At 33.5% G+C, this 26650-nt stretch carries 26 protein-coding genes, 1 tRNA gene and 1 rRNA gene; 16 read left to right on the forward strand and 12 right to left on the reverse strand.

Features of this window, described 5'->3' with window-relative positions; genetic code table 11:
• Positions 1-112: 112 nt before the first annotated feature.
• From rrf to glcT, 3 genes are all read left to right on the forward strand, one after another.
• Positions 113-229 (forward strand): 5S ribosomal RNA (rrf, locus tag BUA82_RS18255).
• A gap of 6 nt (positions 230-235) precedes the next feature.
• Positions 236-311 (forward strand) — tRNA-Lys (locus BUA82_RS18260).
• Between the two features lie 173 nt (positions 312-484).
• Positions 485-1336 (forward strand): glucose PTS transporter transcription antiterminator GlcT, encoded by an 852-nt coding sequence (glcT, locus tag BUA82_RS18265; protein ID WP_073011909.1) that lies wholly within the window; start codon positions 485-487, stop codon positions 1334-1336.
• Between the two features lie 231 nt (positions 1337-1567).
• Here the strand turns inward: glcT and BUA82_RS18270 are convergent, their stop codons facing one another.
• From BUA82_RS18270 to BUA82_RS18305, 8 genes are all read right to left on the reverse strand, one after another.
• Positions 1568-2710, reverse strand: a complete 1143-nt coding sequence (locus tag BUA82_RS18270) for a hypothetical protein (RefSeq protein ID WP_083600021.1) — start codon at positions 2708-2710, stop codon at positions 1568-1570.
• Positions 2711-2808: 98 nt separating this feature from the next.
• A complete protein-coding gene (locus BUA82_RS18275; protein WP_073011912.1) occupies positions 2809-3699 on the reverse strand; it encodes a YegS/Rv2252/BmrU family lipid kinase in 891 nt (296 codons plus the stop codon).
• 260 nt (positions 3700-3959) lie between these two features.
• Positions 3960-4346, reverse strand: a complete 387-nt coding sequence (locus BUA82_RS18280) for a DUF2752 domain-containing protein (RefSeq protein WP_143148662.1) — start codon at positions 4344-4346, stop codon at positions 3960-3962.
• Positions 4309-4692, reverse strand: a complete 384-nt coding sequence (locus BUA82_RS18285) for a TM2 domain-containing protein (RefSeq protein ID WP_073011918.1) — start codon at positions 4690-4692, stop codon at positions 4309-4311. The genes BUA82_RS18280 and BUA82_RS18285 overlap by 38 nt, the downstream gene beginning before the upstream one ends.
• Before the next feature lie 132 nt (positions 4693-4824).
• Positions 4825-6021 (reverse strand): [FeFe] hydrogenase H-cluster maturation GTPase HydF, encoded by a 1197-nt coding sequence (hydF, locus tag BUA82_RS18290; protein ID WP_073011921.1) that lies wholly within the window; start codon positions 6019-6021, stop codon positions 4825-4827.
• Positions 6022-6183: 162 nt separating this feature from the next.
• Positions 6184-7608, reverse strand: coding sequence for a [FeFe] hydrogenase H-cluster radical SAM maturase HydG (gene hydG / locus BUA82_RS18295; RefSeq protein WP_073011924.1), 1425 nt, complete (start codon positions 7606-7608; stop codon positions 6184-6186).
• A 54-nt stretch (positions 7609-7662) separates the two neighbouring features.
• Positions 7663-8715 (reverse strand): [FeFe] hydrogenase H-cluster radical SAM maturase HydE, encoded by a 1053-nt coding sequence (gene hydE / locus BUA82_RS18300; RefSeq protein WP_073011926.1) that lies wholly within the window; start codon positions 8713-8715, stop codon positions 7663-7665.
• Positions 8716-8725: 10 nt separating this feature from the next.
• The gene (locus BUA82_RS18305; RefSeq protein ID WP_073011929.1) at positions 8726-8971 is read right to left on the reverse strand and encodes a TM1266 family iron-only hydrogenase system putative regulator; all 246 of its coding nucleotides are present in this window, start codon (positions 8969-8971) and stop codon (positions 8726-8728) included.
• Positions 8972-9373: 402 nt separating this feature from the next.
• Here BUA82_RS18305 and BUA82_RS18310 point away from each other — a divergent pair, with 402 nt between their 5' ends.
• From BUA82_RS18310 to BUA82_RS18325, 5 genes are all read left to right on the forward strand, one after another.
• Positions 9374-10474: an iron-containing alcohol dehydrogenase family protein gene (locus BUA82_RS18310; protein WP_073011934.1), complete on the forward strand. Its 1101-nt coding sequence runs from the start codon at positions 9374-9376 to the stop codon at positions 10472-10474.
• A 113-nt stretch (positions 10475-10587) separates the two neighbouring features.
• Positions 10588-11706, forward strand: a complete 1119-nt coding sequence (locus tag BUA82_RS18315) for a tetratricopeptide repeat protein (protein ID WP_073011936.1) — start codon at positions 10588-10590, stop codon at positions 11704-11706.
• 25 nt (positions 11707-11731) lie between these two features.
• On the forward strand, positions 11732-13036 hold the full coding sequence (locus BUA82_RS18320) for a helix-turn-helix domain-containing protein (protein ID WP_073011939.1): 1305 nt from the start codon (positions 11732-11734) through the stop codon (positions 13034-13036).
• A gap of 46 nt (positions 13037-13082) precedes the next feature.
• The gene (locus tag BUA82_RS20865; protein WP_178140783.1) at positions 13083-13220 is read left to right on the forward strand and encodes a hypothetical protein; all 138 of its coding nucleotides are present in this window, start codon (positions 13083-13085) and stop codon (positions 13218-13220) included.
• Positions 13221-13436: 216 nt separating this feature from the next.
• Complete coding sequence (locus BUA82_RS18325) at positions 13437-13733, forward strand: hypothetical protein (RefSeq protein ID WP_143148663.1); 297 nt, start codon at positions 13437-13439, stop codon at positions 13731-13733.
• Between the two features lie 110 nt (positions 13734-13843).
• Here BUA82_RS18325 and BUA82_RS18330 read toward each other — a convergent pair whose 3' ends face one another.
• The 3 genes from BUA82_RS18330 to BUA82_RS18340 all read right to left on the reverse strand — a co-directional run bounded on the left by BUA82_RS18330 (position 13844) and on the right by BUA82_RS18340 (position 16863).
• The gene (locus BUA82_RS18330; RefSeq protein WP_073011945.1) at positions 13844-14047 is read right to left on the reverse strand and encodes a heavy-metal-associated domain-containing protein; all 204 of its coding nucleotides are present in this window, start codon (positions 14045-14047) and stop codon (positions 13844-13846) included.
• 51 nt (positions 14048-14098) lie between these two features.
• On the reverse strand, positions 14099-16540 hold the full coding sequence (locus BUA82_RS18335) for a heavy metal translocating P-type ATPase (RefSeq protein ID WP_073011948.1): 2442 nt from the start codon (positions 16538-16540) through the stop codon (positions 14099-14101).
• Positions 16541-16602: 62 nt separating this feature from the next.
• Positions 16603-16863, reverse strand: coding sequence for a metal-sensing transcriptional repressor (locus BUA82_RS18340; protein ID WP_073011951.1), 261 nt, complete (start codon positions 16861-16863; stop codon positions 16603-16605).
• Between the two features lie 175 nt (positions 16864-17038).
• On the opposite strand from BUA82_RS18340, the gene BUA82_RS18345 reads away from it, so the two are divergent.
• The 8 genes from BUA82_RS18345 (at position 17039) to BUA82_RS20870 (ending at position 26119) form a co-directional block, all read left to right on the forward strand.
• The gene (locus tag BUA82_RS18345; RefSeq protein WP_178140784.1) at positions 17039-18265 is read left to right on the forward strand and encodes a polysaccharide deacetylase family protein; all 1227 of its coding nucleotides are present in this window, start codon (positions 17039-17041) and stop codon (positions 18263-18265) included.
• A gap of 161 nt (positions 18266-18426) precedes the next feature.
• The gene (gene aroA / locus BUA82_RS18350; RefSeq protein ID WP_073011955.1) at positions 18427-19674 is read left to right on the forward strand and encodes a 3-phosphoshikimate 1-carboxyvinyltransferase; all 1248 of its coding nucleotides are present in this window, start codon (positions 18427-18429) and stop codon (positions 19672-19674) included.
• Between the two features lie 74 nt (positions 19675-19748).
• Positions 19749-20171: a MaoC family dehydratase gene (locus BUA82_RS18355; RefSeq protein WP_073011958.1), complete on the forward strand. Its 423-nt coding sequence runs from the start codon at positions 19749-19751 to the stop codon at positions 20169-20171.
• Positions 20172-20203: 32 nt separating this feature from the next.
• The gene (locus tag BUA82_RS18360; RefSeq protein WP_073011961.1) at positions 20204-21574 is read left to right on the forward strand and encodes a sigma-54 interaction domain-containing protein; all 1371 of its coding nucleotides are present in this window, start codon (positions 20204-20206) and stop codon (positions 21572-21574) included.
• Positions 21575-21833: 259 nt separating this feature from the next.
• Positions 21834-23384 (forward strand): acyl CoA:acetate/3-ketoacid CoA transferase, encoded by a 1551-nt coding sequence (locus BUA82_RS18365; RefSeq protein ID WP_073011964.1) that lies wholly within the window; start codon positions 21834-21836, stop codon positions 23382-23384.
• A gap of 32 nt (positions 23385-23416) precedes the next feature.
• Positions 23417-24790, forward strand: a complete 1374-nt coding sequence (locus BUA82_RS18370; RefSeq protein ID WP_073011967.1) for a GntP family permease — start codon at positions 23417-23419, stop codon at positions 24788-24790.
• Positions 24791-25122: 332 nt separating this feature from the next.
• Positions 25123-25908, forward strand: a complete 786-nt coding sequence (locus BUA82_RS18375) for an alpha/beta hydrolase (protein WP_073011970.1) — start codon at positions 25123-25125, stop codon at positions 25906-25908.
• Between the two features lie 61 nt (positions 25909-25969).
• The gene (locus BUA82_RS20870) at positions 25970-26119 is read left to right on the forward strand and encodes a hypothetical protein (protein WP_178140785.1); all 150 of its coding nucleotides are present in this window, start codon (positions 25970-25972) and stop codon (positions 26117-26119) included.
• Between the two features lie 229 nt (positions 26120-26348).
• Here BUA82_RS20870 and BUA82_RS18380 read toward each other — a convergent pair whose 3' ends face one another.
• Entirely contained in the window at positions 26349-26612 is a 264-nt protein-coding gene (locus BUA82_RS18380; protein ID WP_073011973.1) for a DUF3243 domain-containing protein, read from the reverse strand.
• Positions 26613-26650: the final 38 nt, after the last annotated feature.

The raw sequence follows: 26650 nt of genomic DNA on the forward strand, positions 1-26650 counted from the left end.
ATGGCAACATGTTCAGCTGACTGATACTAATAGGTCGAGGGCTTGACCAATAAATCTTTCTTTACAAAGTTCTATATACAGTTTTGAAAGAACAATGTTCTTTCAAGCCATATCTGGTGATTATGCCATAAAGGTAACACCCGTTCCCATTCCGAACACGAAGGTTAAGCTTTATAGGGCCGATGGTACTGCACGGGAGACTGTGTGGGAGAGTAGGACGTCGCCGGGTTAATGTGGTTCACTAGCTCAGTCGGTAGAGCACATGACTTTTAATCATGGTGTCCGGGGTTCGATTCCCCGGTGAGCCACCAAAGACTTCAGAGTAATCTGAAGTCTTTTTAATTGTAAAATATTGAATTGACAAAATAAAGCTACGCACAATAAAAGTGTGTAGCTTTTATTTTATATCAATATTGTGTAGAATAAAAAGTAAGAGGTATTATATTTTTCCATTATAATCGCTTGATTGAAGGGAGGGAGTAATATGGTCACATTAAATAATAATTGTATAGTAAACAAATCCTTTAATAATAATATTGTTTTAGTTAAGAGCAACGGAAAAGAAAAAATTCTTTTTAGCAGAGGTATAGGATTTAATAAAAAGCATGGGGATATAATTAACAAGGGTACAAACGTAGATAAAATTTTTTCCATAGAAAATGAAGATAACATAAGGAATTTTAAAAATTTAATTAATACTGTAGATGATGAGTTTATGGCATTTTGTGAAGAAATAATTTATTTCTTATCTGACGAGATGGGTGAGGAGTTAAGTGAAAATATTCATATTGGACTTATAGATCACTTGCAATTTGCAGTGAAAAGATTACAAAATAATGAAGAGATAGTAAATCCCTTTCTAGTAGAAATACAAACTCTATATAAAGTAGAATATAAGTTAGCGGAAATAGTATGTAATAAGATTGAAAAGAAAATGAAACTTAAGATACCAGAAGGAGAAGCGGGATTTATTGCCCTTCATATTCATTCAGCTAGAAATAACGGTAAGCTTTCAAATACCATTAAATATAGCATTATAGCCAGTGAAGTAATAAAGTATGTGGAAGGGGCTTTAAACATAAAAATTGATAAATCATCCTTAGACTATGCAAGATTTCTAACTCATCTTAGATTTACCATGGAAAGAATAATGACTAATGTTAGAATAACCAACGACCTTATAGATGTGATAAAGAAAAGATATAAGATATCCTATGCTATAGCAAAAGAAGTGGCTAAAATAGTGGAAGGACGTCTTGAAGTACATGTAGAAGAAGACGAAATATCTTATATGGCTATGCATATAGAGAGATTTAGAGTTTCACTTTTAAAGTAATAAATATTAATATAAGATTTTATTGCTAAGGTTTTTAACATAAAAAGCTGCCTAGAAGTTGCCTAGGCAGCTTAATTTATCCTATAGCTTAACGGCTCATGGATAAGTTCTTCAGTTTGTACCTTTTTTTGTTTCTATTATTAAATCTTATAAATTAATTCTAAAAAACTCCATGAATTTTATCCATACCCCTTAACTTTTACTTTTTACCTCTTACTTATTACCTTTTTCTTACTGTTTATCAGTGGCAAGGGTCAGGTTAGAAACATTACTCTTAGTGAAAAAGCCATCAAAATCTCCATATCTTAATATATATTCATTTACCACTAAGGTGTTAGGAGAAGGGTAGGTAAAGGTTTGTTTTAAGCCTTCTTCCTCTGAACCTACTAAATCTATTAAGAATCTTTCTCCCTTTGCCTTAAGCTCTTCAAAGGTATATTCTATATCCTCTGTAATAAAAGCTAGGTGATGTACTCTAGCACCATAGTTATAAACAAATTTTTCTGTGGGACCTGCTTTACTCATATCATCTCCAGAAGTGATTCCAGAGGTAAACACCATAGCAAAGTCTTTAGCGGACAATCTCGCTACATTGGTTATAGAGTTTAGGCTTTCCACATATATAGCAAATTCAAAATTATAATTGGTAAGCTCCATAAATTCGATTATTGCTGCATCTCTATATTTAGCTGGAAGTCTTGTGGCAGCATGATCTATATTTTTTATATTCTTAATGTAAGCATAAGAGGGCTTCTTTATATTTAAGGTAAACTCTCTGTCTGTGGAAGATTTGTATATTCTCTCGCCAGTCCATTGCACCGCTCCATAGGATATCCCAGTAAAGCAGGAAGGGATGGTCTGAATCATTTCATAATTATCTTTACTTAATATATTTTTTGTGGAAAAGGTTACATTTCTACTTAGCTGAATAGAATGATATTTGGTAATATCTTGAGTTTTATAAAAGAAAGCCTCTATTCTAGTGTTTGGTAAATGCTCTGATTTTGGATGAAGATTAAGTTTGTAAAAAGGATTGTCACCCTGTTTTCTTGTAGTTAAAAGTACATCTGGTGAATTGGCACAGCTTAATACCACTACCTGATTAAAGTCATTCTCAAAGCTTTCTTTGATGTCATAGCCTGTATAAAGTAAAAACTCGTCTACAGCATCTGAAAGCTTATTTATTTCTGTGTTTATAACTATAAATTCAAGACCTTGCATTAAGCTATCTAACTCTACTACTTCTCTATTATGCCTTGCCAGGTCAGCTTCCCTTTTGAGTGCATCATCATCATTAATAAAATTTTGAGACTCAATTCTCTCTAAAAGATTTGGATGCAGTTTCCAAAAGTCCTTGATTATTAGATCTTCCATAAAAAATCCTCCTAATGTCAAAATATATATATTAAGTTTTGATTATAAAGTTCTTTTTACTAAATATAGCATGCCAGACAAGTTGTTAATAGCCCTTATTAAAAATTTTTATTAACTCCCAGTACTCTAAGGGCTCCTGGTATACATCTTATTTCCACAGGAAGCTTTGGCCCTCTTTCACCATCTATATCGCTTAGGGGTTGCTCCTTACATTCTATGTATAATCTAGAAGTAGTAAAGTGCTCTATGCCTTCAAGTTTTTCAAATTTACCCTCTGTGATTAGGGTAATTAGGTTTTGAAATTTGCTTTCTAAAACCTTATCTTTTATTATAAGTACATCTAAATATCCGTCAGCAGCAGAAGCATCTGGTGCCAGCTCTACATTGGCTATAGTCTTTCCATTAAGTACTATAACACCATATAAATCTCCATCATAACTGAATTCTTTGGATTTAATATTAAAGTTGTAATATTGTATGTTTTTTATTTGTGTAATTCCATTAAACATATAAGCCATTCTTCCTACTTTAGCTTTGCTATCATCTTCTGCAGCTTTATAGGGATTGGCGAAAAAGCCAGTGCTCACTAAGTTTGTAAAGTAAGAATCGTTAATTTGACCTAAATCCATGTATTTAACACTACTATTTATTATCTGTAAGCAGGCCTTTTCAATATCTTCAGGCATTCCAATATAATTTGCAAAATCGTTGGCAGTGCCTGCTGGAATCACCGCTACTGGAATATCTATGTTATTCTTTTTCAATTCATTTACCACGGAATTTAAGGTTCCATCTCCACCCATAATCAAAACATACTTATATTCTTCCTTTATGGTTATTAAAGCATCTTTAATGTTTGCATCTTCTTGTAATCTAAAGGGATCTATGATAAGTCCGTGAGATTGATGGATTGAAATTATTTTGTCTAAGTTTTCAGAAGATTTTTCATTTCCGGACTTGGGATTATAAATTAGTTTTACTTTGTTCATGAAATCATCTCCGCTCTATTGTTAAAATTAAATATAAATTATTGGAATTTATACTTCTAATTTCAATATATCATTTCATTGAGAGGATATTATAGCTATAGAAATTATTTTACATTTTATTAATAAAAAATAAACAGCTATGGCCTATGTATATTATAGATTTTCTGTGATGAACTCTTGAAATTTAATCTAACTAAATATACATATTATAGCTGCCTCTTATTAAAGACTGAAATATTTCCATGTGTTTTTGTACTTTCCTATGGGTAAGTAGGTTGAAAAATAATTTTTTCTATAAAATTTAATTGATTTTTTCGTGATAAGGTCCAATAACTATCATAAAAAGCAATAAAACAGATGGTAGGGAACATAAAAATAATTAATTTATTATAATTTATTGCAGCAGTTATATTAAGATGCACCATGTTAAAGAATGCCCTAGTTAATCCACAACCTGGACATTTTATAGAAAAGACATTGTAAAAGAGACAAAAGCTTCTCTCTTGGATAAATTCTAGAGGAATAACTATAAGTGCAATAATGGTAATTATATAAAGTAAGATTCTTATTATTCTAAAATATAAAATTGATTTTTTAATTTTAGGTTTATTAATCTGCCAAGTTGTTACCATCGAAATCTTTATCAAAATTACCCACCAATATTAAAATTCCTTCTATAAAGCCCCAAAGAGAACCTATACCACAGGTTACTATAGTAACCACAATTTGAAGTATTCCTATACCTATATACCCTAAATAAAATCTGTGTACTCCAAGGCTCCCTAAAAATAGTCCCAGTAATCCTGCCACCATTTTAGATCTGCTCCCAACATTTTTTAAGGCTATGCCACACTTAGAACATATGGAAGCATTTTCATCAGTAGCTTGCCCGCAATTATTACAGTAATATTTTCCTTTTAAAGTTTCTGAGCCGCATTTCACACACACCTTAGCATTAGGATCTACCTGCTCACCACAATTTCTACAATACATAAAAGTCCTCCTAAAAATTACTCTGTTAATTATATGATGAGAGCAGCAAAAAAATTCATATACCATAAAAAGGAATCGCCCCTGGGGTGCTCCCATAAAATGGGAGCACCCCAGGGGCGATTCCTTTTATTTCTAAATTCCAGGGAACATGGAGGTTACCCTGGGAAGTATGCCGTTTATGTGGGCTATGGCTATGCCGAAGTTGGTTATAGGCACACCTAGACTTTCGGCTTTTATAAGTCTGGACATAAGCTGTTTTCTGTTAAACATGCAGGAGCCGCAGTGCACTATGAGTTTGTAGGTCTCTAAATCTTCAGGGAAATCTATACCTGAATTAACTTGAATATCAAGATGACAGTCTGTTTTTTCCTGAAGCCAAGTAGGAAGCTTTTCCCTAGCGATGTCACCTTTTAGGGCATGGTGGGTGCAGGCTTCTGCTATGAGGACCTTGTCTCCTTCTTTAAGGGTATCTATGGCTTTAGCACCTTTAATAAACATTTCTAGACTGCCTTTATATCTAGCCATAAGTATGGAGAAAGAGGTTAGGGGTACATCCTCTGGTACCAGGGCATTTACCTTTTTAAAGATCTGAGAGTCTGTAATTATAAGATCTGGTTTTTCTTTAAGGCTGAATAATAGATCTTCCAGCTCAGTATCTTTTACTGTAAGAGCCATGGCACCATTATCTAAAATATCTCTTATAACCTGCACCTGAGGGAGTATAAGCCTTCCCTTAGGTGCTTGCAGATCCTGAGGAGCTACAAGCACTACCCTAGCTTTAGGTTTTAATATATCTCCTACTATGGTTGGAAGTTCAAAGTCCGTAGGGGAGTATTTTGCTATATAATCTTTAAGGTCTCCTATATTTTTCTTATCCTTAGCGCTGACCTTTACAAAGGGCATAGGGAATTCTTTAGACAATTTGTCTAAAGAGACCTCTTGTAAATCTATTTTGTTTAAAACCCCAACAATGGGTATATTTCTTTCTTTAAGCTCATTAAACCATTGTTTTTCTAAGGTATAATCCATATTTTCTGAGGTAAACACCAATAGAGCTAAATCCGTTTTATCCATGACTTCTTTAGTCTTCTTTACTCTAAGTTCACCTAGGGAGCCCTCATCGTCTAGCCCTGCGGTATCTATTATCATTACAGGACCCAAAGGCAAGAGCTCCATGGCTTTGCCCACAGGGTCTGTAGTGGTTCCAGGGGTATCTGAAACTAAAGATAATGATTGATTGGTGAGTGCATTTACTAGGCTTGATTTACCAGCATTTCTTTTTCCGAACACAGCTATATGAAGTCTATTTGCTTTAGGAGTATCAATCATATTAAAATTCCTTTCTAGTATAGTTTAAGTATCTTATAAAGGCTAAAGGCTTTATTAAGTATTAATTGCATCACAGCAGTAAATTTTTATATCTATATTAAATCTTAAGGTTATTATCAATTGAAGCCGCAGTTAAGCTAAGCACACATTTTAACATATATATTAAAATCTTAAGTCTCTTTCACCCTTTGCTATTCTTTCAAGCTTATCCTGGCAAGCTTTTCTAGCTGCGTCATTAGGTATTTCATTAAGGCCGGCTTCTATAATTTTTTCGCCTGCCTTTATAGTTTCTTCGTCTGCATAATCCTCTAAGTATTCCTTTAAGGTTAATAGGGCATTAGGTTGACAAACATTATGAATTTGACCTGATTTGGCAAGGGCCATAAACCTTTCCCCAGTTCTTCCTTCCCTATAGCAGGCAGTACAGTAGCTTGGAATATATCCAGAATTACATAAGCTCCTTATGATTTCCATAGGAGATCTGTGATCGCCTACTTCAAATTGAGGCTTTTCCTTAGGATCCTTAGTTACAGAGCTAGAATATCCCCCTACTCCAGTACAAGAACCTGCGCTTATCTGAGAAACTCCCACTGCCATAACTTCTTCACGGAATTTAGTTTCTTCTCTAGTGGATAAGATTATTCCTGTATAAGGCACTGCTAATCTTAAAATAGCCACTATCTTTTTAAAGTTCTTATCATCTACTAAATGGGGATAATTCTTAAGGCTAACATTTTCTGCAGGTTTTAATCTTGGAACTGATAAGGTGTGAGGGCCTACTCCTGTTTCCTTATCTAAGTGTTCTGCGTGCATAAGCATTGCTATGGTATCATATCTATGGTCATATAAGCCGTAAAGAATACCCATACCTACGTCATCTATTTCTCCGGCTCTAGCTCTATGCATGGCTGTGGTGTGGTAGTCATAGCTATGTTTAGGACCTTGTGGATGAAGTCTTTCGTAAGTTTCTTTGTGGTAGGTCTCTTGGAATAAAATGTAAGTTCCTATGCCAGCATCTTTAAGCTTTTTATAGTTTTCCACGGTGGTAGCAGCAATATTTATGTTAATTCTTCTTATGCTTCCATTATCAAACTTAATGGAATAAATAGTATCTATACATTGTAAAACATAATCTATTGGAGCATTTACAGGGTCTTCTCCAAGTTCTAATACCAGTCTTTTATGGCCCATAGATTCTAGTACTTTAACTTCTTCTTTTATTTCTTCCATGGTTAATCTTTTTCTAGAAAGCTCACAGTTTGAGTTTTTATAACCGCAGTATAAACAGTTATTTACACAATAATTGCTTACATATAAAGGAGCAAATATAACGATTCTTTTACCGTAGATTTTTTCCTTTATAAGGGAAGCAGCCTTGTACATTTCTTCTAAAATATCCTGGTCTTCCACATATAGAAGAGTTGCTGCTTCTCTATGAGTAAGTCCTTTTAGTGTAAGTGCTTTATTTAAAAGAGAAAGTATATAATCCTTGTCTTGGCTTAGCTTTTCTCCTTCTTCCATGGATATTCTAATTTCTTCATCTACTATAAACTCTTCCGCTTTGTATTCTCTTATCATTTTTAGCATCTCCTTATATAATCAGTAATTTGATGTAAATTAAATATATAAAATATTAATATTTTAAAATTGACCTAATAACTTACCGTGATCTCCACGGCTTGCACCTATTTCTCTTCCACAGCTTAATATAAAGTCATCAAGCTTTTTCCTTTCCTCTTTTATGGTAAGCTCATGGCCCAGGGGTTTTGGGTAAATATCATAAAGCCTCCTATATTTATAGGGCTCCACCTTTTGCATTATCACATTGGCTCCAGTGGAAAAAACTAAATTCTTACTTTTAGAATCCACTACTCCTAAGGAGGTGGTAGCAGGTAACATGGCATCTTTAAGTACTAGTCTTGCCACTGCTACAGCTTTTAAGGTGTTAAAGGTACTTCCTGTAGAGGCATCCTTTAAAGGGGTAAGAGGATGAGGAATAAAGGGTCCTATGCCTGCCATGTGCACACCTATTTCTTTTAGAAGCATTATATCCTTAGCTATGGTTCTATAAGTTTGTCCAGGAATACCTATCATAAAACCGCTTCCTGTTTGAAACCCTAATTCTTTTAGCAATTTAAGACATTGAACTCTATTTTTAAAGCTGGAATGGGGATGAAGACTATTGTAAAGTTCCTCATCAGCGGTTTCATGCTTAATAAGATATCTATCTGCACCAACTTCCTTAAAGGCTTTATAATCTTCGTAACTTCTTTCGCCCATGCTTAGGGTTATAGCTACATCATCAATTTTTTTAATTTCTTTTACTATGGTACATATCATTTCCCTGGTATACCATTGATCTTCACCAGATTGCAGCACTAAAGTTCTATAACCAGCTTCTATAGCTTCCTTAGCATTTTCTACTATCTCTTCCACGCTCATTCTATATCTTGCTACGGTTTTATTTTCTGCATTCAATCCGCAGTAAGCGCATAGACACCTGCAGTAATTGGAAAATTCAATAATAGCCCTTACTTGCACTTCATTGCCGCAATACTGCATCCTCGCCTTATCCGAAGCTTCAAATAGGTAGGTAACTTCTGATCTTTCTAAAGCTATTAAGCTCTCCAATTCTTCTAAGTCAGCATCATATCCTACACATATCTTATCTATTAGTTCTTTAATTTTATTCATATAAATACTCCTATTTTTTAGTAATTGCTGATTTTACATTAACAGTGGGTATTTTTCCAAGCTTGCCTGTAAGGGCGCTTATTTCATCGGTAGTTCCATCTACTATGATAGAAATCACAGAAACGCCTTTTTCTTTATAAGGAATTCCCATTCTTCCAACCACTATAGAAGAATATTCATGTAATATTTCATTTACCTTAGGGGCATAGCTAATATTTTCAATTACTATGGCCACTACTCCAACTCTTGTTTCCAAAATTTAATTCCTCCTAAAATAAAAACCTTCCGCCAAAGCAGAAGGTTAAAATGCACGCTAAAAATCTCCAGACTTAAAGTCTAGATGTCCATGCCGTTTCCTTTTGCTTAGAGCATATCCTTGCAATAAGAGTAGGTTACTATTAAATTAGCATCCATTTAACAAGGAAACTTTGCACAAGTACCTTGAAAAACCGATGATATTGTTAAAAAATAAACTATACCTATATTGTATATTTTTATTCATATATATTCAACATTAAATTTCTTAAATTTTCATGGAAACTTTACTATATAAAGGTTTACATGAGAATTTGCTATATTTTAATAAGATTTAGGAATAATTTTTTAAAACATCTTTTAATGTTATAATTAATGTAAAAGCATGTACGGAGGGATACTCATGAAAGATTTTAATTACAAGATGCCTACAGAGCTATATTTTGGAAGAGACATAATATTGAACAAAAAAGAACTTTTTAAAAGATATAGTGGAAAAGCCTTTATTATCACTGGAAAGGGTTCATCTAAGAAAAACGGTTCTTTAGATGATGTAATAAAAGCCTTAGAGTATTGTAAAATAGAATATGTAATTTTTGATGAAGTAGAAGAAAATCCATCCTTAGAAACCGTGGAAAAAGCAGCAGATATAGGTAAAAGAGAAGGGGTTAGTTTTATTATAGGCATAGGGGGAGGATCCCCTATAGATGCAGCCAAAGCTATTGGAATTTTAATAAATAATCATGAATATGATGCTTATAGCGTTTTAACTGCACCACCATTAAAGAGTATTCCATTAATAGCTGTTTCCACCACTGCAGGGACAGGTACAGAGGTAACGCAGTATTCTATAGTAACAGATAACGCAGCTAAGACTAAGAAGAACTTAGGTCAAAGCGTATTTGCAGATATAGCCTTTTTAGATGCAAAATATATGGAAAATATGCCTTATGACGTTACAGTAAGCACTGCAGTAGATGCTTTCTCACATCTAGCAGAAGCATATTTAAATACTAATGCCAATCTTTTAAGCGATACCTATGCAGAAAGAGGTATAAGATTGTTTGCTCAGTGCCTTAAGGCTTTAATTAATGAGAATATAAATTACGAAATAAGAGAAAAACTACTTTGGGTTTCTACTCTGGGAGGCATGGCCATTGCTCAAGTAGGAACTTCACTTCCTCACGGTATGGGATATCCTCTTACTTATTTTAAAGGAGTGCCTCATGGAAAGGCTAATTGCGTATTATATAGGGAATATTTCAAGATATTTAAAGATAAGACCAAGGTAAATAATATTATAGATATGCTAAATTTAAAATCTATAGATGAATTGGGAGACATTTTGGATAATTTGCTTAAGGTGAAAGTTAATATTAGTGAAGAGGAAATAAAAGAATATACTGAATCTATGGTAAGCAATAAAGCCAAGCTTAAAAATCATCCAGAAGATGTAAAAAAAGAAGAAGTTTTTAATATTTATTATAAAAGTTTGGTTAAATAATTTTTAAATTATATATAAATTGTAAAAAAATACAACAAACCTCTTTATTAACTAAAAATTAATACGTATAATATATGTAATAAGTAAAATTATAGAAATTTGGAGGTGGTGAAATGAAGTCATTAACAGAAGTTAAAGAGTTACAGAAGCTAATAGAAGATTATTGTAACCCCAAAGAAGAGGCGGAAAAAATTTGTGTACAAGCAGTGGATAATAATGCATCACAAGAAGAATGTTTCCAGCTTCTTCGCATCACTGACAAATTTAGTATTCCTTACGGTCATTATAAACTTTATAAGAGGATAGGAGATACCTTTCTTATTAATCAGCAGTTTGAGGAATCTTTTGTACATTATACTATTGCCATGGATATATTAAATGAAAATAACATGAAGGAAGAAAAAGTATTTTTGTTTAATAACATGGGAATAAATAAACTTAAGTGCCTTCAATATGATGAGGCTATAGTTTATTTTAATAGCTGTCTTATGCTTAGCAAAATGTTAAAAAAATATGATATATATATTAAAGTATTATATAATCTTGCTTTAGCTTACTTAAGCATATATAAAGTAGATGAAGCTATTGCCGCTATAAACAAATGCTATGATAGATTGAACAAGCATTCTGAAATACAATTGTATATAAAGCTTAGAATATTAGAAGCCAATTGCTATGAAGAAAAAGGCACTATAAGTAAGTGTATAGAAATATATAATTCTCTTTTAGAAGAAGAGGATAATATGGATAAAACTTTGTTAGGCAATGTATATAACAATATAGCTTCATTATTTTTAAAGCAGAAAAATTATAGTAAAAGTAGTATTTACTTTGACAAGGCTTATGATAATAGAAATACCCATGATAAGTGGCTTTTAGCTCATGTGATTATCGATAGGGCAGAGCTTTATTATGAAACTTTGGACTTAGAAAAATTTTATACCGCTATCTCTCAAGGTATAGAGCTTTGCAGGGAGTACAATGACTACGAGTATTGGATAATAGCGCTGATGAAGTTAGAAAGAGCTTATAAAAAAGATAACAATACAGAAAAATTGAGAAGCTTATATCTAGAGATTTTAGATATATCTAAGAAAAATAATATAGAAAAAAATATAATGTATTCATTAAATAAACTTATAAGTTTGGAGATTAAACTTAAAAACTATGGTGCAGCTTATGAATACAATGATATGTTAAATCAATATATAGAAAATATAGTAAATATATAATATCCTTTTGCAAGGAGGGGCTGAAGTGGAATTCCTAACTCAAGGAGAAAAACTAAAAAGATTAAGAATACAACTTAACCTAAGACAAAAGGATCTGGCAGATGAAAATATTACCAGAGAATTTATTAGCATGGTGGAAAAAGATAAAAGAAACTTCAGCAAGCAAAATGCTATAAGCATAATGAAAAACATACTATCCAAAGCGGAAGAAAAAGGCATAGTCCTAAACCTAGATGAAGAGTATATATATAGGGATATAAAACAAGATGTCCAGAAGTACTGCCTTCAACAAGTAGAAAACAAAGCTACAAAAGAAGAATGCGAAAAACTTTTAGATATGGCAGAAAAATATGATTTACCCTATGCTAAGTTTAGAATTTTGAAAAGAATGGGTAAAATATTTTTCACAGACCAAGATTATACACAATCATTTATAATACACAGCCAAGCTATGGAAATTTTAAATACAAACAACCTAATAGAAGAAAAACCTATTATATTTAACAATATGGGAGTATGTAAATTAAAGCTTACTCAATATGAAGAAGCTGTTTTATACTTTAGTAATTCCTTAATAATTTGTAATATAATTAATGATTATAAAATATGTAATAGAGTTTTATTTAATCTTGCTTTAACTTATGATAACCTTGGAAAAGTTGATGAAACATTAAAAGTAATCCAAAAATGTAATAAAAAATTAGATAAAATAAAAGAAAACATTCTTTATTTAAAAGTAAAAGTAATGGAAGCAAACTGTTATGAAGTAAAGAAACAATATGATAAAAGTTTTATAATTTATGATGAATTAATAAATGATATAAGAAATAATCAAAATCTCGAAAATTTTAAATTTTTAGGTTTGATATATAATAATATGGCCTCTATAAAATTAGAGCAAAAAAATTATGATGAAAGTGAATTCTATTTTGATAAATCTTATCAAGCTAGATTGATATATGATAAAGAAGGGCTTTCTCATACCTTAATAGATAAAAGTAGTTTATATATTGATGTAAATTTGCTTGATAAAGCTATAGAGGGTATTAATGAAGGAATTATTATATGTAAAAAGTATAATGATTATGAGTATTGGCTTACGGGATTAAAGCAGTTAGAGAAAATATACTTAATTAAAAAGAATTATGACAAGTTAGAGAAGGTGTATTTAGATCTTATGTCATTATCAGAAAAAAATAATACTGAAAAAAATAGTATTTATGCTCTAAATAAGCTTATTAATTTAGAACTTTTGTTAAAAAACATGGAAAAAGCTCAGTTTTATAGTAATAAATTAAACGAATATATTGAATATTCTATAAAAGTGTAGTATATTTATAGTAAAAAATGGTAACTTATTAGGAGGGGAATTAATTATGAGAAAAAAGAAAATTTTAACTAGTTTATTAGGAGTTGCCTTAGCACTAGCACTAGTTGTAGGAGCAGGAATACGTTTATGTGGAGAAAATCCACAACCAGAGTTCTTACAAATAGAAACCACTTTCCTAGGATAATTAACTAGGACAAGTTATAAGATTGAGACTTTATTTGAGAAGGATATTTACATTGGATGTAGATGTCCTTTTTTTGTATAAATAAACTAATTATGAACAATTTGTTAATTCAAAAATATCTTTAATTATAAGAAGGATTTATATAGATATTGTAGAATAATATATGTGTAACAAAATAAAGATTAAAATGTTACGTAATATAATGAAGGTAAAGAGGTGAAATTAGTGGAAGAGGGTAAAGTAATAATTTTTATATGCTTAGGCATACTTATAGGACTAAACTTGATATTCTTTGCATATAGGCTTGGACAAAGCAAGAAAAATAGACCTCATAACCTTACCTTTAAAGAAATAAATGAAATGGATGATGAAGAATTTATTAATCATTTAGAAAATTATTTGAAAATAAAAAATGACTATTCTTCCACACCCTTAGGAAAAAAAGCAAGTATTAAAATTGCTGAAGTGGCTCTTGTAATAGGTTTAATGGTCACTGCTTTCTTTCGTAGGTAGATTGATATTACATTTTTAAATTTAATTTGCTAATATACTTTTAAATAGACTTCCTCACACTTTAAAAGGCCTTGTGTATCCCTAAACACAAGGCCTTTTATCATTTAATATTAAATTTCTTCTACTTTTTCTACATCATAGCCTGCATCGTCTATAGCTTCTTTAATAGCTTCTATAGATGCGCTGCCTTCTACTATAGCTTCTCCTACCTTAACCTCTGCGGAAGTTACACCTTCTAAATCTTTAAGAGCATTATCCACCCTTTTAACACAGTGACCACAGGACATTCCTGAAATTATTAGTTTTGCCTTCATTTAAATACCTCCTAGATATATTATTTTATTAGATTTTATTATTAACTTTAATTATACTGCCGGTTTAAAAGTTTTAAGCCTTAAGGCGTTAAGAAGTACTGATACTGAGCTGAAACTCATGGCTAAAGCTGCCAGCATAGGATTCATAAGCGGTCCTCCAAAAGCGTACCAGATACCCATGGCTATAGGTATACCTAAGGTGTTGTAGCCAAAAGCCCAGAATAAGTTTTGCTTTATATTTTTTATAGTTTTATTGCTAAGTTCTATGGCTGTAACTACATCCATAATATCACTTCTCATAAGCACTATATCTGCAGATTCTATGGCAACGTCAGTACCGGATCCTATAGCAATTCCCACCTCAGCCTGAGCCAGTGCAGGAGCGTCGTTTATTCCGTCACCCACCATAGCAACCTTCTTACCTTGGGACTGTAGCTTTTTAATTTCATTAGCCTTATCCTCTGGGAGCACCTCTGAAAGCACCACATCAATACCTACCTGTTTAGCAATGGCTTCTGCGGTTCTCTTGTTATCCCCAGTTATCATAGCTACTTCTATACCCATGGCGTGGAGCCTTTCCACAGCTTTTTTACTGCTGGGTTTCATGGTATCAGCTACGGCTATAATACCTTCTAAAGCATTATTCACTGCAATGAACATAGGAGTTTTACCTTCAGAAGCTAACTTGTTGGAAGCTTCCTCTAAGTTAGATATATTTAAATTTCTTTCTATCATTAATTTTTTATTGCCTAACAGTATAGATTTCCCTTCAATGATAACCTCTATACCTTTACCAGTTATAGCATTAAAACTCTCTGTATTTTTAAGTTGTAACTTTTTATCTTCCGCTGCTTTTAATATGGCTTCACCTAAAGGATGTTCAGAACCTTTTTCTGCACTGGCTGCAAGAAGTAAAAGCTCTTCTTTATCTAAAGCTTCAGAAATAATATCTGTAACCTTAGGCTTACCTTCGGTGATGGTTCCAGTCTTATCAAACACTATGGTATTTACTTTATGAGCGGTTTCTAAAGCTCCACCGCTTTTTATAAGTACACCATACTCAGCGCCCTTACCTGTACCCACCATAATTGCAGTAGGAGTTGCCAAACCTAAAGCACAAGGACATGCTATTACTAAAACAGATATAAATATGGTTAAGGAGAATATTGTCCCTTTACCCACAAAGAACCAAACTAAGGATGAAATTATCGCTAAAGATATAACCACTGGAACAAAGTATCCAGATATTATATCTGCCATCTTTGCAATGGGGGCTTTAGAGCCTTGAGCTTCTTCTACTAGTTTTATAATTTGAGCCAAAGCAGTATCTTTTCCTACCTTTGTAGCCTTATACTTAATAAAGCCGTTTTTATTTATGCTGGCTCCTATAACCTTACTTCCTGGAGATTTTTCCACAGGGATACTTTCTCCAGTAAGCATAGCTTCATCTATAGAAGTGGTACCCTCTATTATCTCTCCATCCACGGGAAGCTTTTCTCCAGGTTTCACCACCACTATATCTCCTACCTCTACTTCGTCAATAGGTATAGATGCTTCAACATTATCTCTAATTACCACTGCAGTTTTAGGTGCAAGTCCCATAAGCTTTTTAATGGCTTCAGAGGTTTTTCCCTTGGTTACAGATTCTAAATATTTACCTAAGGTGATTAATGTTAAAATAGTGGCAGCAGATTCAAAATACATATCATGAGCATAATGATGCTTTCCAGCTGCAATTTGGGTTATAGCAAAAATGCCATATAAAACTGCCGCAGAGCTTCCTATGGAAATAAGTGAATCCATGTTAGGGCTTCTCATAATTAAAGCCTTAAAACCAACTTTAAAGAATTTTCTACCTTCAATTAATACTGGTATAGTAAGTATCAACTGAATTAATCCAAAGGTCAAAGGATTGTGGTTAGGTGACATAAACTTAGGCAAAGGCATTCCTAACATAGGACCCATAGCCACAATAATGAGAGGTACTGTGAAGACAGTGGATATAATAAAGCGATGCCAAAGGTTTTTTATTTCTTTTTCCTTTTTAATTCTATCTTCATCTACTGTAGCTTCTTCTTCTATGGCCTTATAACCAGCCTTATCCACCGCTTTCTTTATATCAGAAATACTTACCTTATCAGGATCATATGCTGCACTAAGCTTTTCTGTGGCAAGGTTAACACTAGCAGATTCTATGCCAGGGACCTTTCCCACGGATCTTTCTACAGCCTTTACACAAGAAGCACAAGTCATACCTTCAATCTTTAAGGTAGAGTTTTTAGTTAAGGGAACTGCCTTATATCCAGCTCTTTCTACAGTTTTAAATATATCTTCCTCTGAAACTTTCTCTTCATCAAATTGTATACTCATCTTTTCAGTAGCTAAATTAACATTTACCTGCTCTGCGCCTTCTACCTTTCTAAAAGCCCTTTCCACAGCACTAGAACAAGCAGCACAGGTCATACCTTCTATTTTATAGGTCTTATTTTTCAATATAAAACCTCCTTTTTATAGATTTACTTTAAGTAAATATACTTAAATTTATATTTATATTTTTAGATAAGTTTATTAAGAATATCCAGCATCTCGTCAATTTTTTCATCAGCTTTATTTTCGGTGATAGCTTCTTTCACGCAACAGTGCATATGCTGTTTTAAAATTAGCTGATTAGATTTTTTTAATAGTGACTGAGAAGCGATAATTTGATTAGAGATATCTACACAATATCTGCCATCTTCTATCATTTTAATGATGCCGTCGATTTGTCCTCTACAGGTTTTTAAAAGCTGCAGAGCTTTTTTCTTTTCTTCGTTCATAGCAAACCTCCTCCCCACCCCAGGGGGGTGTCTTATATTTTTATATTATACCTAAAATATAAAAATTTCAAGGGGGATATTAAAAATAATTTAAGAATTTTTTACTAATATTGTTAACGATTTATGTACAGCCCACGTATATATAATATAACAGCGTTAAGGAGGGATGAAATTTATGATGAATAAAGATTTAAAAGTTAATAAGGCATATTTTTTATTTATAACTTTATTAAGCTTTTTATTTATATTTACAGCTTGTATACAAGGAAAAGAGAACAAGCTAGTAGCAAATAAGCAGAAGGAGAGTACAGAAAGAGCTAAAGATGAAAAACACACCTCCGACAGCCAGGGTAAGCAAGAGGAAGAAGATAAGAAAGATAATAGCTCCAAGGATAATAAGGTTGAAGATAAAAAAGAAGATAAGAAGGTGGAGCTAGTACCTTATACAGGAAAAGTAGAACATATTTTTGTTCATCCCCTTATAGCATATCCAGAATTAGCCTTTGATGGAGAAGGTACTGCTAATGATTTTGATGACTGGTTTGTTACCGTAGGGGAATTTAAAAAGATAATAGACTCTCTTTATAAAAAGAATTTTATATTAGTAGATATAAACTCTTTATACGAAGAGGTAACGGTAAATAATGAAAAGCGTATGCAGAGAAAGCCTATTATGGTGCCCAAGGACAAAAAGCCTATAATATTATCTGTAGATGATATAAATTATAACAGGTATATGCTTCATAACGGCCCCAATCATAAGCTGGTTTTGGACAAAGACGGTAATGTAGCAGCTTATTCCATTAATCCTAAAGGAGAAGAGGTTATAGTTAGAGATAATGAAGTTATACCTATAATAGATAAGTTTATTGAAGAACATCCTGATTTTTCTTTAAATGGTGCAAAGGGTGTACTAGCTCTTACAGGATATGAAGGCATTTTAGGTTACAGAACAGATAGAAATTCTAAAAGCAAAGAAAGCGAAAAGAAAGAAGCTTTAAAGATAGTGGCAAGACTTAAGGAAACAGGTTGGACCTTTGCCTCCCATAGCTATGGACATCCTAATATGAGGGAAAGAACCTATGCTAAAGCTGTGGATGATACTGACAAGTGGCAAAAAGAAGTAGAAACTTTAATAGGTTCAACCCAAGTATACATTTATCCCTTTGGAGCAGGACTTAAAGAAACCGATGGAAAGTTTAAATATCTCCAATCTAAAGGCTTTAAGATTTTTTGTCATGTAGGAGCATCCTCTTACGAAAGAATATCCACTTCTACCAATGCGGTAATTACTGATAGAAGGCATGTAGACGGCATAAGCCTAAGAAAAAGCAGAGAAAGTTTTTTAGATCTCTATGATGCCCATGAAATACTAGATTTAAAGGTTAGACCTAAAAGATAATAGAATATATAGCCCCTTACAAAAAATATATATTAAAAGCCGAAGAGATAATAAAAATTATCTCTTCGGCTTTTTACTATAGTGTTAATTAATTGTATTTATTGTGATTTATATTTATAATTTGGTTATAGTATAAATATAAATGTGTGGAATGGAGAATTATGAGCGTTATAAAACTAGAACCCAAAGCTTTAAAAGGAAATATTGAAGTGCCTTCGTCTAAGTCTTATGGACATAGAGCATTGATATGTGCAGCTTTAAGTAATAAGCCTTGCTCCATTAGCAATATAAACTTCTCTGAAGACATAAAAGCTACTCTTAGCTGTTTAAAGGCTTTAGGTTATAGATTTAATGTACATACAGATAGTGTTGAAAGCTGTGGATTTAAAGCTTCTTCCATGGATAGCATGTACTGCAAGGAATCTGGTTCTACTTTAAGGTTTATCATACCCATAGCAGCACTTTCAGAAAAGCCTTGGAGCATAAGCGGGGAACCGTCACTTATGAGTCGTCCCTTACAGGTTTATGAAGAGATTTTTCATAAACAAGGGCTAGAGTTTTCTTTAAATAACATCCAAAGCAATTTACATATAAAAGGACCTATAAAAGCTGATGACTTTAAGGTTAGAGGAGATATAAGCTCTCAATTTATCAGTGGACTCCTCTTTGCCCTTCCTCTTTTAGAAGGAAATTCCTCCATAGAAGCTATAACTCCTTTAGAATCAAAAAAGTATATTGATATCACTCTAGATATAATAAGAAAGTTTGGAGTAAATATTGAAAAGGAGAGAAATAAGTATATTATTAGAGGAAATCAAAGCTATAATCACTATGATTATAAAGTGGAAGGAGATTATTCTCAGGCAGCTTTTTGGATGGTGGGGGCAGCGCTATCAGGGGAAATAGTTTTAAATAACCTAAATATTGAGTCTTTGCAACCTGATAAGGATATAATTAAAATATTGACATCCATGGGAGTTAAAATTGAAAGTATGTCTCATGGAGTTAAAGTGTATAAAAGTGATACAGTGGGTATAGATATAGATGCCTCACAGATTCCAGACATCGTACCTATTATTGCTGTTCTAGCTTCTTTAAGCAAAGGAACTACTAATATATATAATGCGGGAAGGCTTAGAATAAAAGAATCAGATAGATTAAAGTCTATAACAGAAGGGTTAAATAGGTTAGGTGCAAAGGTGAGAGAACAGGGAGATTCCTTGATTATAGAAGGGGTTAAAGAACTAAAGGGAGGATGTGTTAAGGGTTATAATGATCATAGAATAGTTATGTCCTTAGCCATAGCCTCCACAGTTTGCAAAGAAGGGGTATATATTGAAGATGCTGAGGCGGTAAATAAATCTTATCCTGATTTCTTCAAAGACTTTCACAGACTTTCATTTAGATAATGCCCTTGGCATGATTATTGCTAACTTTATATTAATGAATATACTTTAATATAAAAATGAAAGGGTGATGGAAAGTGATAGGAAAAACTATCCAAGAAATTAAGATGGGGGATAAGGCAAGCTTTACTAAAACTATCTCCGAAACTGACGTTTATCTATTTGCTGGAATAACAGGAGATTTAAATCCAGCTCACATAAACGAAGTTGAAGCATCTCAAGGAATGTTTAAAGGCAGAATAGCTCACGGCATATTAGTAACTGGACTAATTTCCACAGTGCTAGGAATGTATCTTCCTGGACCAGGAACAATCTACATGGGACAAGAATTAAAGTTTACTGCTCCTGTTAGAATAGGAGACACCATAACTGCAGAAGTAGAAGTAATAGAAATAATTGCAGAAAAGAACAGAATTAAAGTTAAAACCACTTGCACCAATCAAGATGGAAAGGTTGTTATTGACGGATCTGCTATGGTAATGCCACCAAAAGGCAAATAAAATATTGTAGAAATTGAAGGAGTTTATGTGGTATGAATAACAAAGTTAAGCTTTCCTTAGAAGACATTATGGATGATATAATTGAGCTTACCTGCGATGGATTTGTTGTAGTGGACGAAGTTGGGCGTATTGCTTTAATATCTGACAAGTATTGCAAATTCCTTGGTATTGTAAAAGAACAGGTATTAGGAAAGCATGTTGCTGATGTTATAGAAAATACAAGAATGCATATAGTAGTGGAAACAGGAAAGGCAGAGCTTAACGAAGCACAAGAAATTAAAGGAAACTACATGATTGCAAATAGAGTACCTATTGTACGAAGGGGAGAAATCATAGGAGCTATAGGCACGGTGGTCTTTAAGAATGTGGATGAGTTATTTAAGCTTCATAATGCTCTATTAGATATGGAGAGAAAACTTGAAAGCTATAAAGGTAGACTAAAGCTTGAAAATTCTATTACATACTCCTTCAGTGATATAATAGGAAGCAGTCTTGTGATTCAAGACACTAAAAAATTGGCGGAAAAAGCTGCTGAAACAGATTCTAATGTGCTGCTTTTGGGAGAAAGCGGAACAGGTAAGGAAATTTTTGCTCATGCCATTCATGGCAGCAGCAATAGAGCGAATGGACCTTTTGTTAAAATTAACTGTGCTGCTATACCTAGAGAATTGCTGGAATCAGAACTTTTTGGCTATGAATCAGGCTCCTTTACAGGTGCACGGAAAAATGGAAAAGCCGGCAAATTTGAAATTGCCCACCACGGTACCATTTTTCTAGATGAAATCGGTGACATGCCTCTTTATATGCAGGTAAAGCTTCTTAGAGTAATTCAAGAAAGGGAAGTAGAGAGAGTTGGCTCTAGTAAACATAGAAAAGTAGATGTAAGAATCATAGCAGCTACCAATAAAAATCTTGAAGACATGGTTAAAAATAAAAGTTTTAGAGAAGATCTCTATTACAGGCTTAATGTAATGAGCATCTCCATACCTCCTCTTAGAGTAAGGGAAGGAGACATACAGCTTCTTTCCAGCTATTTCCTGGGCAGAATAGGAAGACGATTTAATAAAGCTTGTTCAGGCATAACTTCTGGAGCAATGAACAAACTTTTAGCTTACCATTGGCCTGGCAATATAAGAGAACTGCAAAATGTTATTGAAAGAGCATATAATCTCATAGACAATGGAGAAGCTATAGATAGAAAGCACTTAGCTAAGGAAATAAGCGGATGGATAGAGTATAAAGAAATAAGGCCTTTAGAAGAAACCATGAGAGAGACTGAGATTAAAGCCTTACAAGAAGCCATAGAAAGCTGCAGAGGAAATAAAAGCAAAGTGGCCAAGCTTTTAAATATAAGCAGAGCTACTTTGTACGAAAAGATGAACAGGTACAATATGCTAAAGTAGACAATATTTATAAAGACAACCAAAAATATTGTATGATAATCCATACACTTATTTTCATGACGAGATAGAGTGTATGGATTTTTTTACACTTTTTTAAGGGTTAAACACTAAGTGTAAGGTATTCTATACACTTATGATAACCTTTACAAAAAAATTGTCTTAGAATGTCCATTTTCCAGTGCGTGAGAAGTTGGCAAGGTTCTTGCTTATATTAAAAGTTAAGAACATTTAGGTTAAAGTAGGGAAGGGAGTGTATTCTTTGAGTAAAGTAATTAAGGCAAAGGATGTAGTAAAGCTTATACCTGATAATGCAGTAATGGCAGTAGGAGGGTTTATTGGAAGTGGTCATCCAGAAGAGATTACTTCAGCTATTGAAAAAAATTATTTGGAAGAAAGTAAGCCAACTAATTTAACTTTAGTTTATGCAGCTGGACAAGGGGATTCAAAAGAAAAGGGATTAAATCATTTAGGTCATGAAGGACTTGTAGGAAGAGTAATTGGAGGTCACTGGGGCTTGGCACCTAAACTTCAAAAGTTAGCTATAGAAAATAAGATAAAAGCTTATAATCTCCCACAAGGGGTAGTAAGTCATCTTTATAGGGATATAGCTGCTGGAAAGCCAGGAACTATAACTCACGTAGGCTTGAAAACCTTTGTAGACCCTAGGCTTGATGGTGGTAAACTAAATAGTTTTACCACTGAAGATATAGTTAAGCTTATTGAAATAGAAGGAAAAGAATATTTACTTTATAAAGCGTTTCCTATAGATGTTACTTTATTAAGAGCAACTTACGCTGATGAAGATGGAAATGCTGTTATGGACAAAGAAGCAGTAACACTAGATTGTGTTGCCATGGCTGAGGCTGCTAAAAACAGCGGGGGTATGGTAATACTTCAAGTAGAGAAGCTTGTACAAAAAGGAGCTTTACATCCTCAAAAAGTAAAGATACCAGGAATATTAGTAGATCACATAGTTATTACAGAAAACCCAGAAAATCATAAGCAAACCTTTGGAGAAACTTATAACCCAAGCTATACAGGAGAAGCAAAAATTCCTCTTAAAGAAATAAAACCTATGGAGTTAGATGAGAGAAAGATTATTGCTAGAAGAGCAGCCATGGAACTTATACCTAATGCTATAACAAATCTAGGTATAGGAATGCCAGAAGGAGTTTCATCCATTGCTAATGAAGAAGGCATAGGTTCTACTATGAGACTTACTATAGAATCAGGTCCTATAGGAGGAGTACCAGTGGGAGGGTTAAGCTTTGGAGCAGCCATAAACCCAGATGCTATTATAGACCAAGCTGCCATGTTTGACTTTTACGATGGTGGTGGATTGGATATAGCATTCCTTGGACTTGCACAGTGCGATAAGCATGGAAACATAAACGTAAGTAAGTTTGGTCCTAAAATCGCTGGCTGTGGTGGATTTATAAACATAACTCAAAACGCTAAAAAGGTTATATACTGTGGTACTTTCACTGCAGGTGGACTTAAGATAGAAGTTAAAGATGGAAAGCTTTTAATAGCAAATGAAGGTAAAGCAAAAAAATTCATAGAAAAAGTAGAACACGTTACTTTCAGTGGAGAATATGCAGTAGAAGTTGGACAACCAGTAATTTATATCACTGAAAGAGCAGTCTTTGAACTCACCAAAGAAGGAGTAATGCTTACAGAAATTGCTCCAGGAGTAGATTTGGAAGCGGATGTATTGGCTTATATGGATTTTAAACCTATCATCTCCCAGAACCTTAAGCTTATGGATGAAAGAATATTCAAAGACGAAATTATGGCTCTAAATATTTAAAATAAATTTAAAAAATGTAAAGGGGGAGCTTTATGTTAGGAGCAATAGGAATTATAGTATCATTAATTTTGCTTATGTACCTTGCTTATAGGGGGGTAAGCGTAATACTTCTTACACCGATTTTAGCACTTTTAGCTGCTTTAATGGGTGGAAACTTTGGACTACTTCCATTATACACAGAAACATATATGGCTAATCTTGCCAACTATGTTAAGCTTTATTTCCCAATATTCTTACTAGGAGCTATTTTTGGTAAGGTAATGGATGTTACTGGAGCAGCAAAGTCTATAGCTATTACAGTAGCAGAAAAATTAGGTAAGGACAAAGCTATATTAGCAGTAGTTCTTTCCTGTGGTATTTTAACTTACGGCGGGGTATCCTTATTCGTTGTAGCATTTGCTGTATATCCAATAGCTGTTTCACTATTTAGAGCAGCAGATATACCAAAAAGACTTATACCGGGATCTATAGCTTTAGGTTCTTTTACCTTCACTATGACAGCACTACCAGGAACACCACAAATTCAAAATGCTATTCCAATGCCATTCTTCAAGACTGACACATGGGCAGCACCAATTATGGGTGTGGTAGGTGCACTTATACTATTTGGACTTGGTACAGCATGGCTTATGTATAGAGCTAAATCAGCCAATGCTAAAGGGGAAGGCTATGGAGACTTTAAAGATGCAGTAGTAGAAGATAAAGATGAAAAGCTACCAAACTTCTTCTTATCCTTACTTCCAATATTATTAGTTCTTGTGCTAAACTTTGTACTTTCAAAATATGTATTTGTAGAGGGTGCTAGCGATTGGAAGTGGCTAGAGTCCTACAAGATTACCATAGGTAAAGTAGGAGGCTCTTGGGCTCTTATAGTAGCACTTTTAATAGCTATAGTCCTTGCTTTAGTAACTTTAAGCAAAGGCATAAAAATAGTTCCTATTATAAACGATGGAGCAGCAGGTTCTTTACCAGCAATACTAAACACTGCAGCAGCAGTAGGTTATGGTAATGTTATATCTTCCTTAGCTGCCTTCACAGTAATAAAAAATGGATTACTTGGCATATCCAGTAACCCTCTGGTAGCTGAAGGTATTTCAGTATCCGTACTGGCAGGTATTACAGGCTCAGCTTCCGGTGGTATGAGTATAGCTCTTGGAGCATTAGGAGACACCCTGCTAAAACTAGCTACAGCTCAAGGAATTAACCCAGAAGCACTTCACAGAGTAGCAACTCTAGCTTGTGGAGGACTTGACACCTTACCACATAACGGAGCAGTTATAACTCTTCTAATGGTATGTGGCATGACCCATAAAGAATCCTACTGGGATATAGCCATGGTTTCAGTGTTTATCCCAACCGTAGCACTAATAGCTGCTATAATAATGGGAACCATAGGAATTGTGTAAATAATTTAGAATTTAGAATTGAAAATGAAGGAAGTTTTTCTGAGAGATCATCAGAAAAGCGAATAATTTATGAAAAGATAAAAGCTCAAAGGCCTGAGGCCTTTGGGCTCTTTTATATTAAATTTTTTGAAACTCCGCTGGGAGTTTTTTCATTCATTCTACATTCTAAATTCTCAATTTTAAATTAAATAGTTGTATAATGTATTTAGGGAATTTAGAAGATATAAAAACCTTTTATATCATTTAACGGATGGATCGCCTATAAGTTCTTTGAAACTCCAGGAGGAGTTTCTTCAACCATTTTAAATTTTAAATCAGAAAGGATGTTTATTATGGCTTTTATAAATTGTGATTTTTTTTCGGAAACTTTGGGGTTTTCTACTTCTATGAGTGTAATTTTACCTCAGGAGACTAAAAGGCAGATAGGCATGGAAGGGTCTAAGAAAAAGGAGAAATATCCTACGTTATATCTTCTTCATGGACTGTCTGACGATAATACTATTTGGATGAGGAGAACCTCCATAGAAAGATATGTGGCAGATTTAGGCATTGCAGTAGTTATGCCTAATGTTTCTAGAGGGTATTATACGGATATGGCTAAGGGATATAAATATTTTGAGTTTGTCAGTGAAGAGCTTATTGACCTTGCACAAAGCTTTTTTCCACTATCAGATAAAAGGGAAGATAACTTTGTAGCTGGTCTTTCCATGGGTGGATATGGAGCTTTTAAGCTGGCACTCGCTCGTCCAGAAAAGTTCTCTGCTGCAGCCAGCCTTTCTGGTTCTCTAGATATGGCCTCAAGAGTTCTTGAAATTCCAAAAGAGGATGCTATGAGGTGTGAATTTGAAAATATATTTGGAGACTTACATAAATTAAAAGGAAGCAATAATGACTTGTTTTACTTAGCAGATAAATTAATAGAAAGTGATCTTCCAAAACCAAGGTTATATCAGTGTTGTGGTACAGAGGACTTCTTATACAAGGATAATATAGAATTTAAAAAATACATAGAAGAGAAAGATATCTTTGACTATACTTATGAAGAAGGTCCAGGAACTCATGAATGGGGTTATTGGGATTCTAAAATAAAGAGTGTATTAAAGTGGATAAATCAATAATTGTATAAATCCTTTCTCCCTGCACAAAATAGTAACAAAGCTTAAAGAGGAGATGATTTTTATGCCAGATATTAAAACCACTTCTTCCCGGGATAGGGCCAAAGAAATGATGATAGCAGGAGAGTCTTGGGATAAAATTATGCAAGAAACAAAACTTAGATTAAAAGACCTAAAGAGAATACAAAGGGATGAAATAACCTCACATTTTTAAATTAAAATCTGTAGATAAGTAAGAGGTAAGAGGTAAGAGTTGCGGAGATAAGTAAGAAGTAAGAGCTAAGAAGTAATAGTTGTGGTGAAAATTCAGCAAAGCTGAATTTTTTCAAAACCTTTTACCTCTTACCTAGTAACCGTACTTCTTAGCTGCTCTCTTAACTCTTCACTGTACTTCTTACCTTTTACTTCTTAGTTCTTACCTATTAACTGTACTTCCTACATTCTCAATTGCTTTTATCCACTACCCTTACTATAAGTTTTGCTAAGACCCTTTGCTCTTCTTCGGTGCCTTCTTTCCAAAGGTCTTTAAGCAGTGCTTCTTCTTTGTTTCTAGGATCTACAAATGAGGTTAAAAAGTTACCTACTCTGTAAGATGCATCATTTATGGTATCGTCAGTAAGACCTAAACCTTCCCCAGTATTGACCACAGTTCCTATAGCTCTTTTCCATTTTTCCCAATCTTCTAGAAGTCCTTTTTCTTTATCCATAGCATTGCACCACCTTTATTTTATTTAAAGAATTGTTA

It is taken from the genome of Clostridium amylolyticum, assembly GCF_900142075.1.
Lineage (GTDB): Bacteria > Bacillota > Clostridia > Clostridiales > Clostridiaceae > Clostridium_AA > Clostridium_AA amylolyticum.

Coding starts and splice junctions, on each gene's coding strand:
- hydF (WP_073011921.1), bottom strand. CDS start 6,021: ATGATTGATACTCCTAAAGCAAATAGACTTCATATAGCTGTGTTCGGA.
- BUA82_RS20870 (WP_178140785.1), top strand. CDS start 25,970: ATGCCAGATATTAAAACCACTTCTTCCCGGGATAGGGCCAAAGAAATG.
- hydE (WP_073011926.1), bottom strand. CDS start 8,715: ATGAATAAAATTAAAGAACTAATAGATAAGATATGTGTAGGATATGAT.
- BUA82_RS20865 (WP_178140783.1), top strand. CDS start 13,083: ATGAGAAAAAAGAAAATTTTAACTAGTTTATTAGGAGTTGCCTTAGCA.
- BUA82_RS18340 (WP_073011951.1), bottom strand. CDS start 16,863: ATGAACGAAGAAAAGAAAAAAGCTCTGCAGCTTTTAAAAACCTGTAGA.
- BUA82_RS18310 (WP_073011934.1), top strand. CDS start 9,374: ATGAAAGATTTTAATTACAAGATGCCTACAGAGCTATATTTTGGAAGA.
- glcT (WP_073011909.1), top strand. CDS start 485: ATGGTCACATTAAATAATAATTGTATAGTAAACAAATCCTTTAATAAT.
- BUA82_RS18380 (WP_073011973.1), bottom strand. CDS start 26,612: ATGGATAAAGAAAAAGGACTTCTAGAAGATTGGGAAAAATGGAAAAGA.
- BUA82_RS18275 (WP_073011912.1), bottom strand. CDS start 3,699: ATGAACAAAGTAAAACTAATTTATAATCCCAAGTCCGGAAATGAAAAA.
- BUA82_RS18270 (WP_083600021.1), bottom strand. CDS start 2,710: ATGGAAGATCTAATAATCAAGGACTTTTGGAAACTGCATCCAAATCTT.
- hydG (WP_073011924.1), bottom strand. CDS start 7,608: ATGCTAAAAATGATAAGAGAATACAAAGCGGAAGAGTTTATAGTAGAT.
- BUA82_RS18345 (WP_178140784.1), top strand. CDS start 17,039: ATGATGAATAAAGATTTAAAAGTTAATAAGGCATATTTTTTATTTATA.
- BUA82_RS18315 (WP_073011936.1), top strand. CDS start 10,588: ATGAAGTCATTAACAGAAGTTAAAGAGTTACAGAAGCTAATAGAAGAT.
- BUA82_RS18330 (WP_073011945.1), bottom strand. CDS start 14,047: ATGAAGGCAAAACTAATAATTTCAGGAATGTCCTGTGGTCACTGTGTT.
- BUA82_RS18360 (WP_073011961.1), top strand. CDS start 20,204: ATGAATAACAAAGTTAAGCTTTCCTTAGAAGACATTATGGATGATATA.
- BUA82_RS18285 (WP_073011918.1), bottom strand. CDS start 4,692: ATGTATTGTAGAAATTGTGGTGAGCAGGTAGATCCTAATGCTAAGGTG.
- aroA (WP_073011955.1), top strand. CDS start 18,427: ATGAGCGTTATAAAACTAGAACCCAAAGCTTTAAAAGGAAATATTGAA.
- BUA82_RS18370 (WP_073011967.1), top strand. CDS start 23,417: ATGTTAGGAGCAATAGGAATTATAGTATCATTAATTTTGCTTATGTAC.
- BUA82_RS18375 (WP_073011970.1), top strand. CDS start 25,123: ATGGCTTTTATAAATTGTGATTTTTTTTCGGAAACTTTGGGGTTTTCT.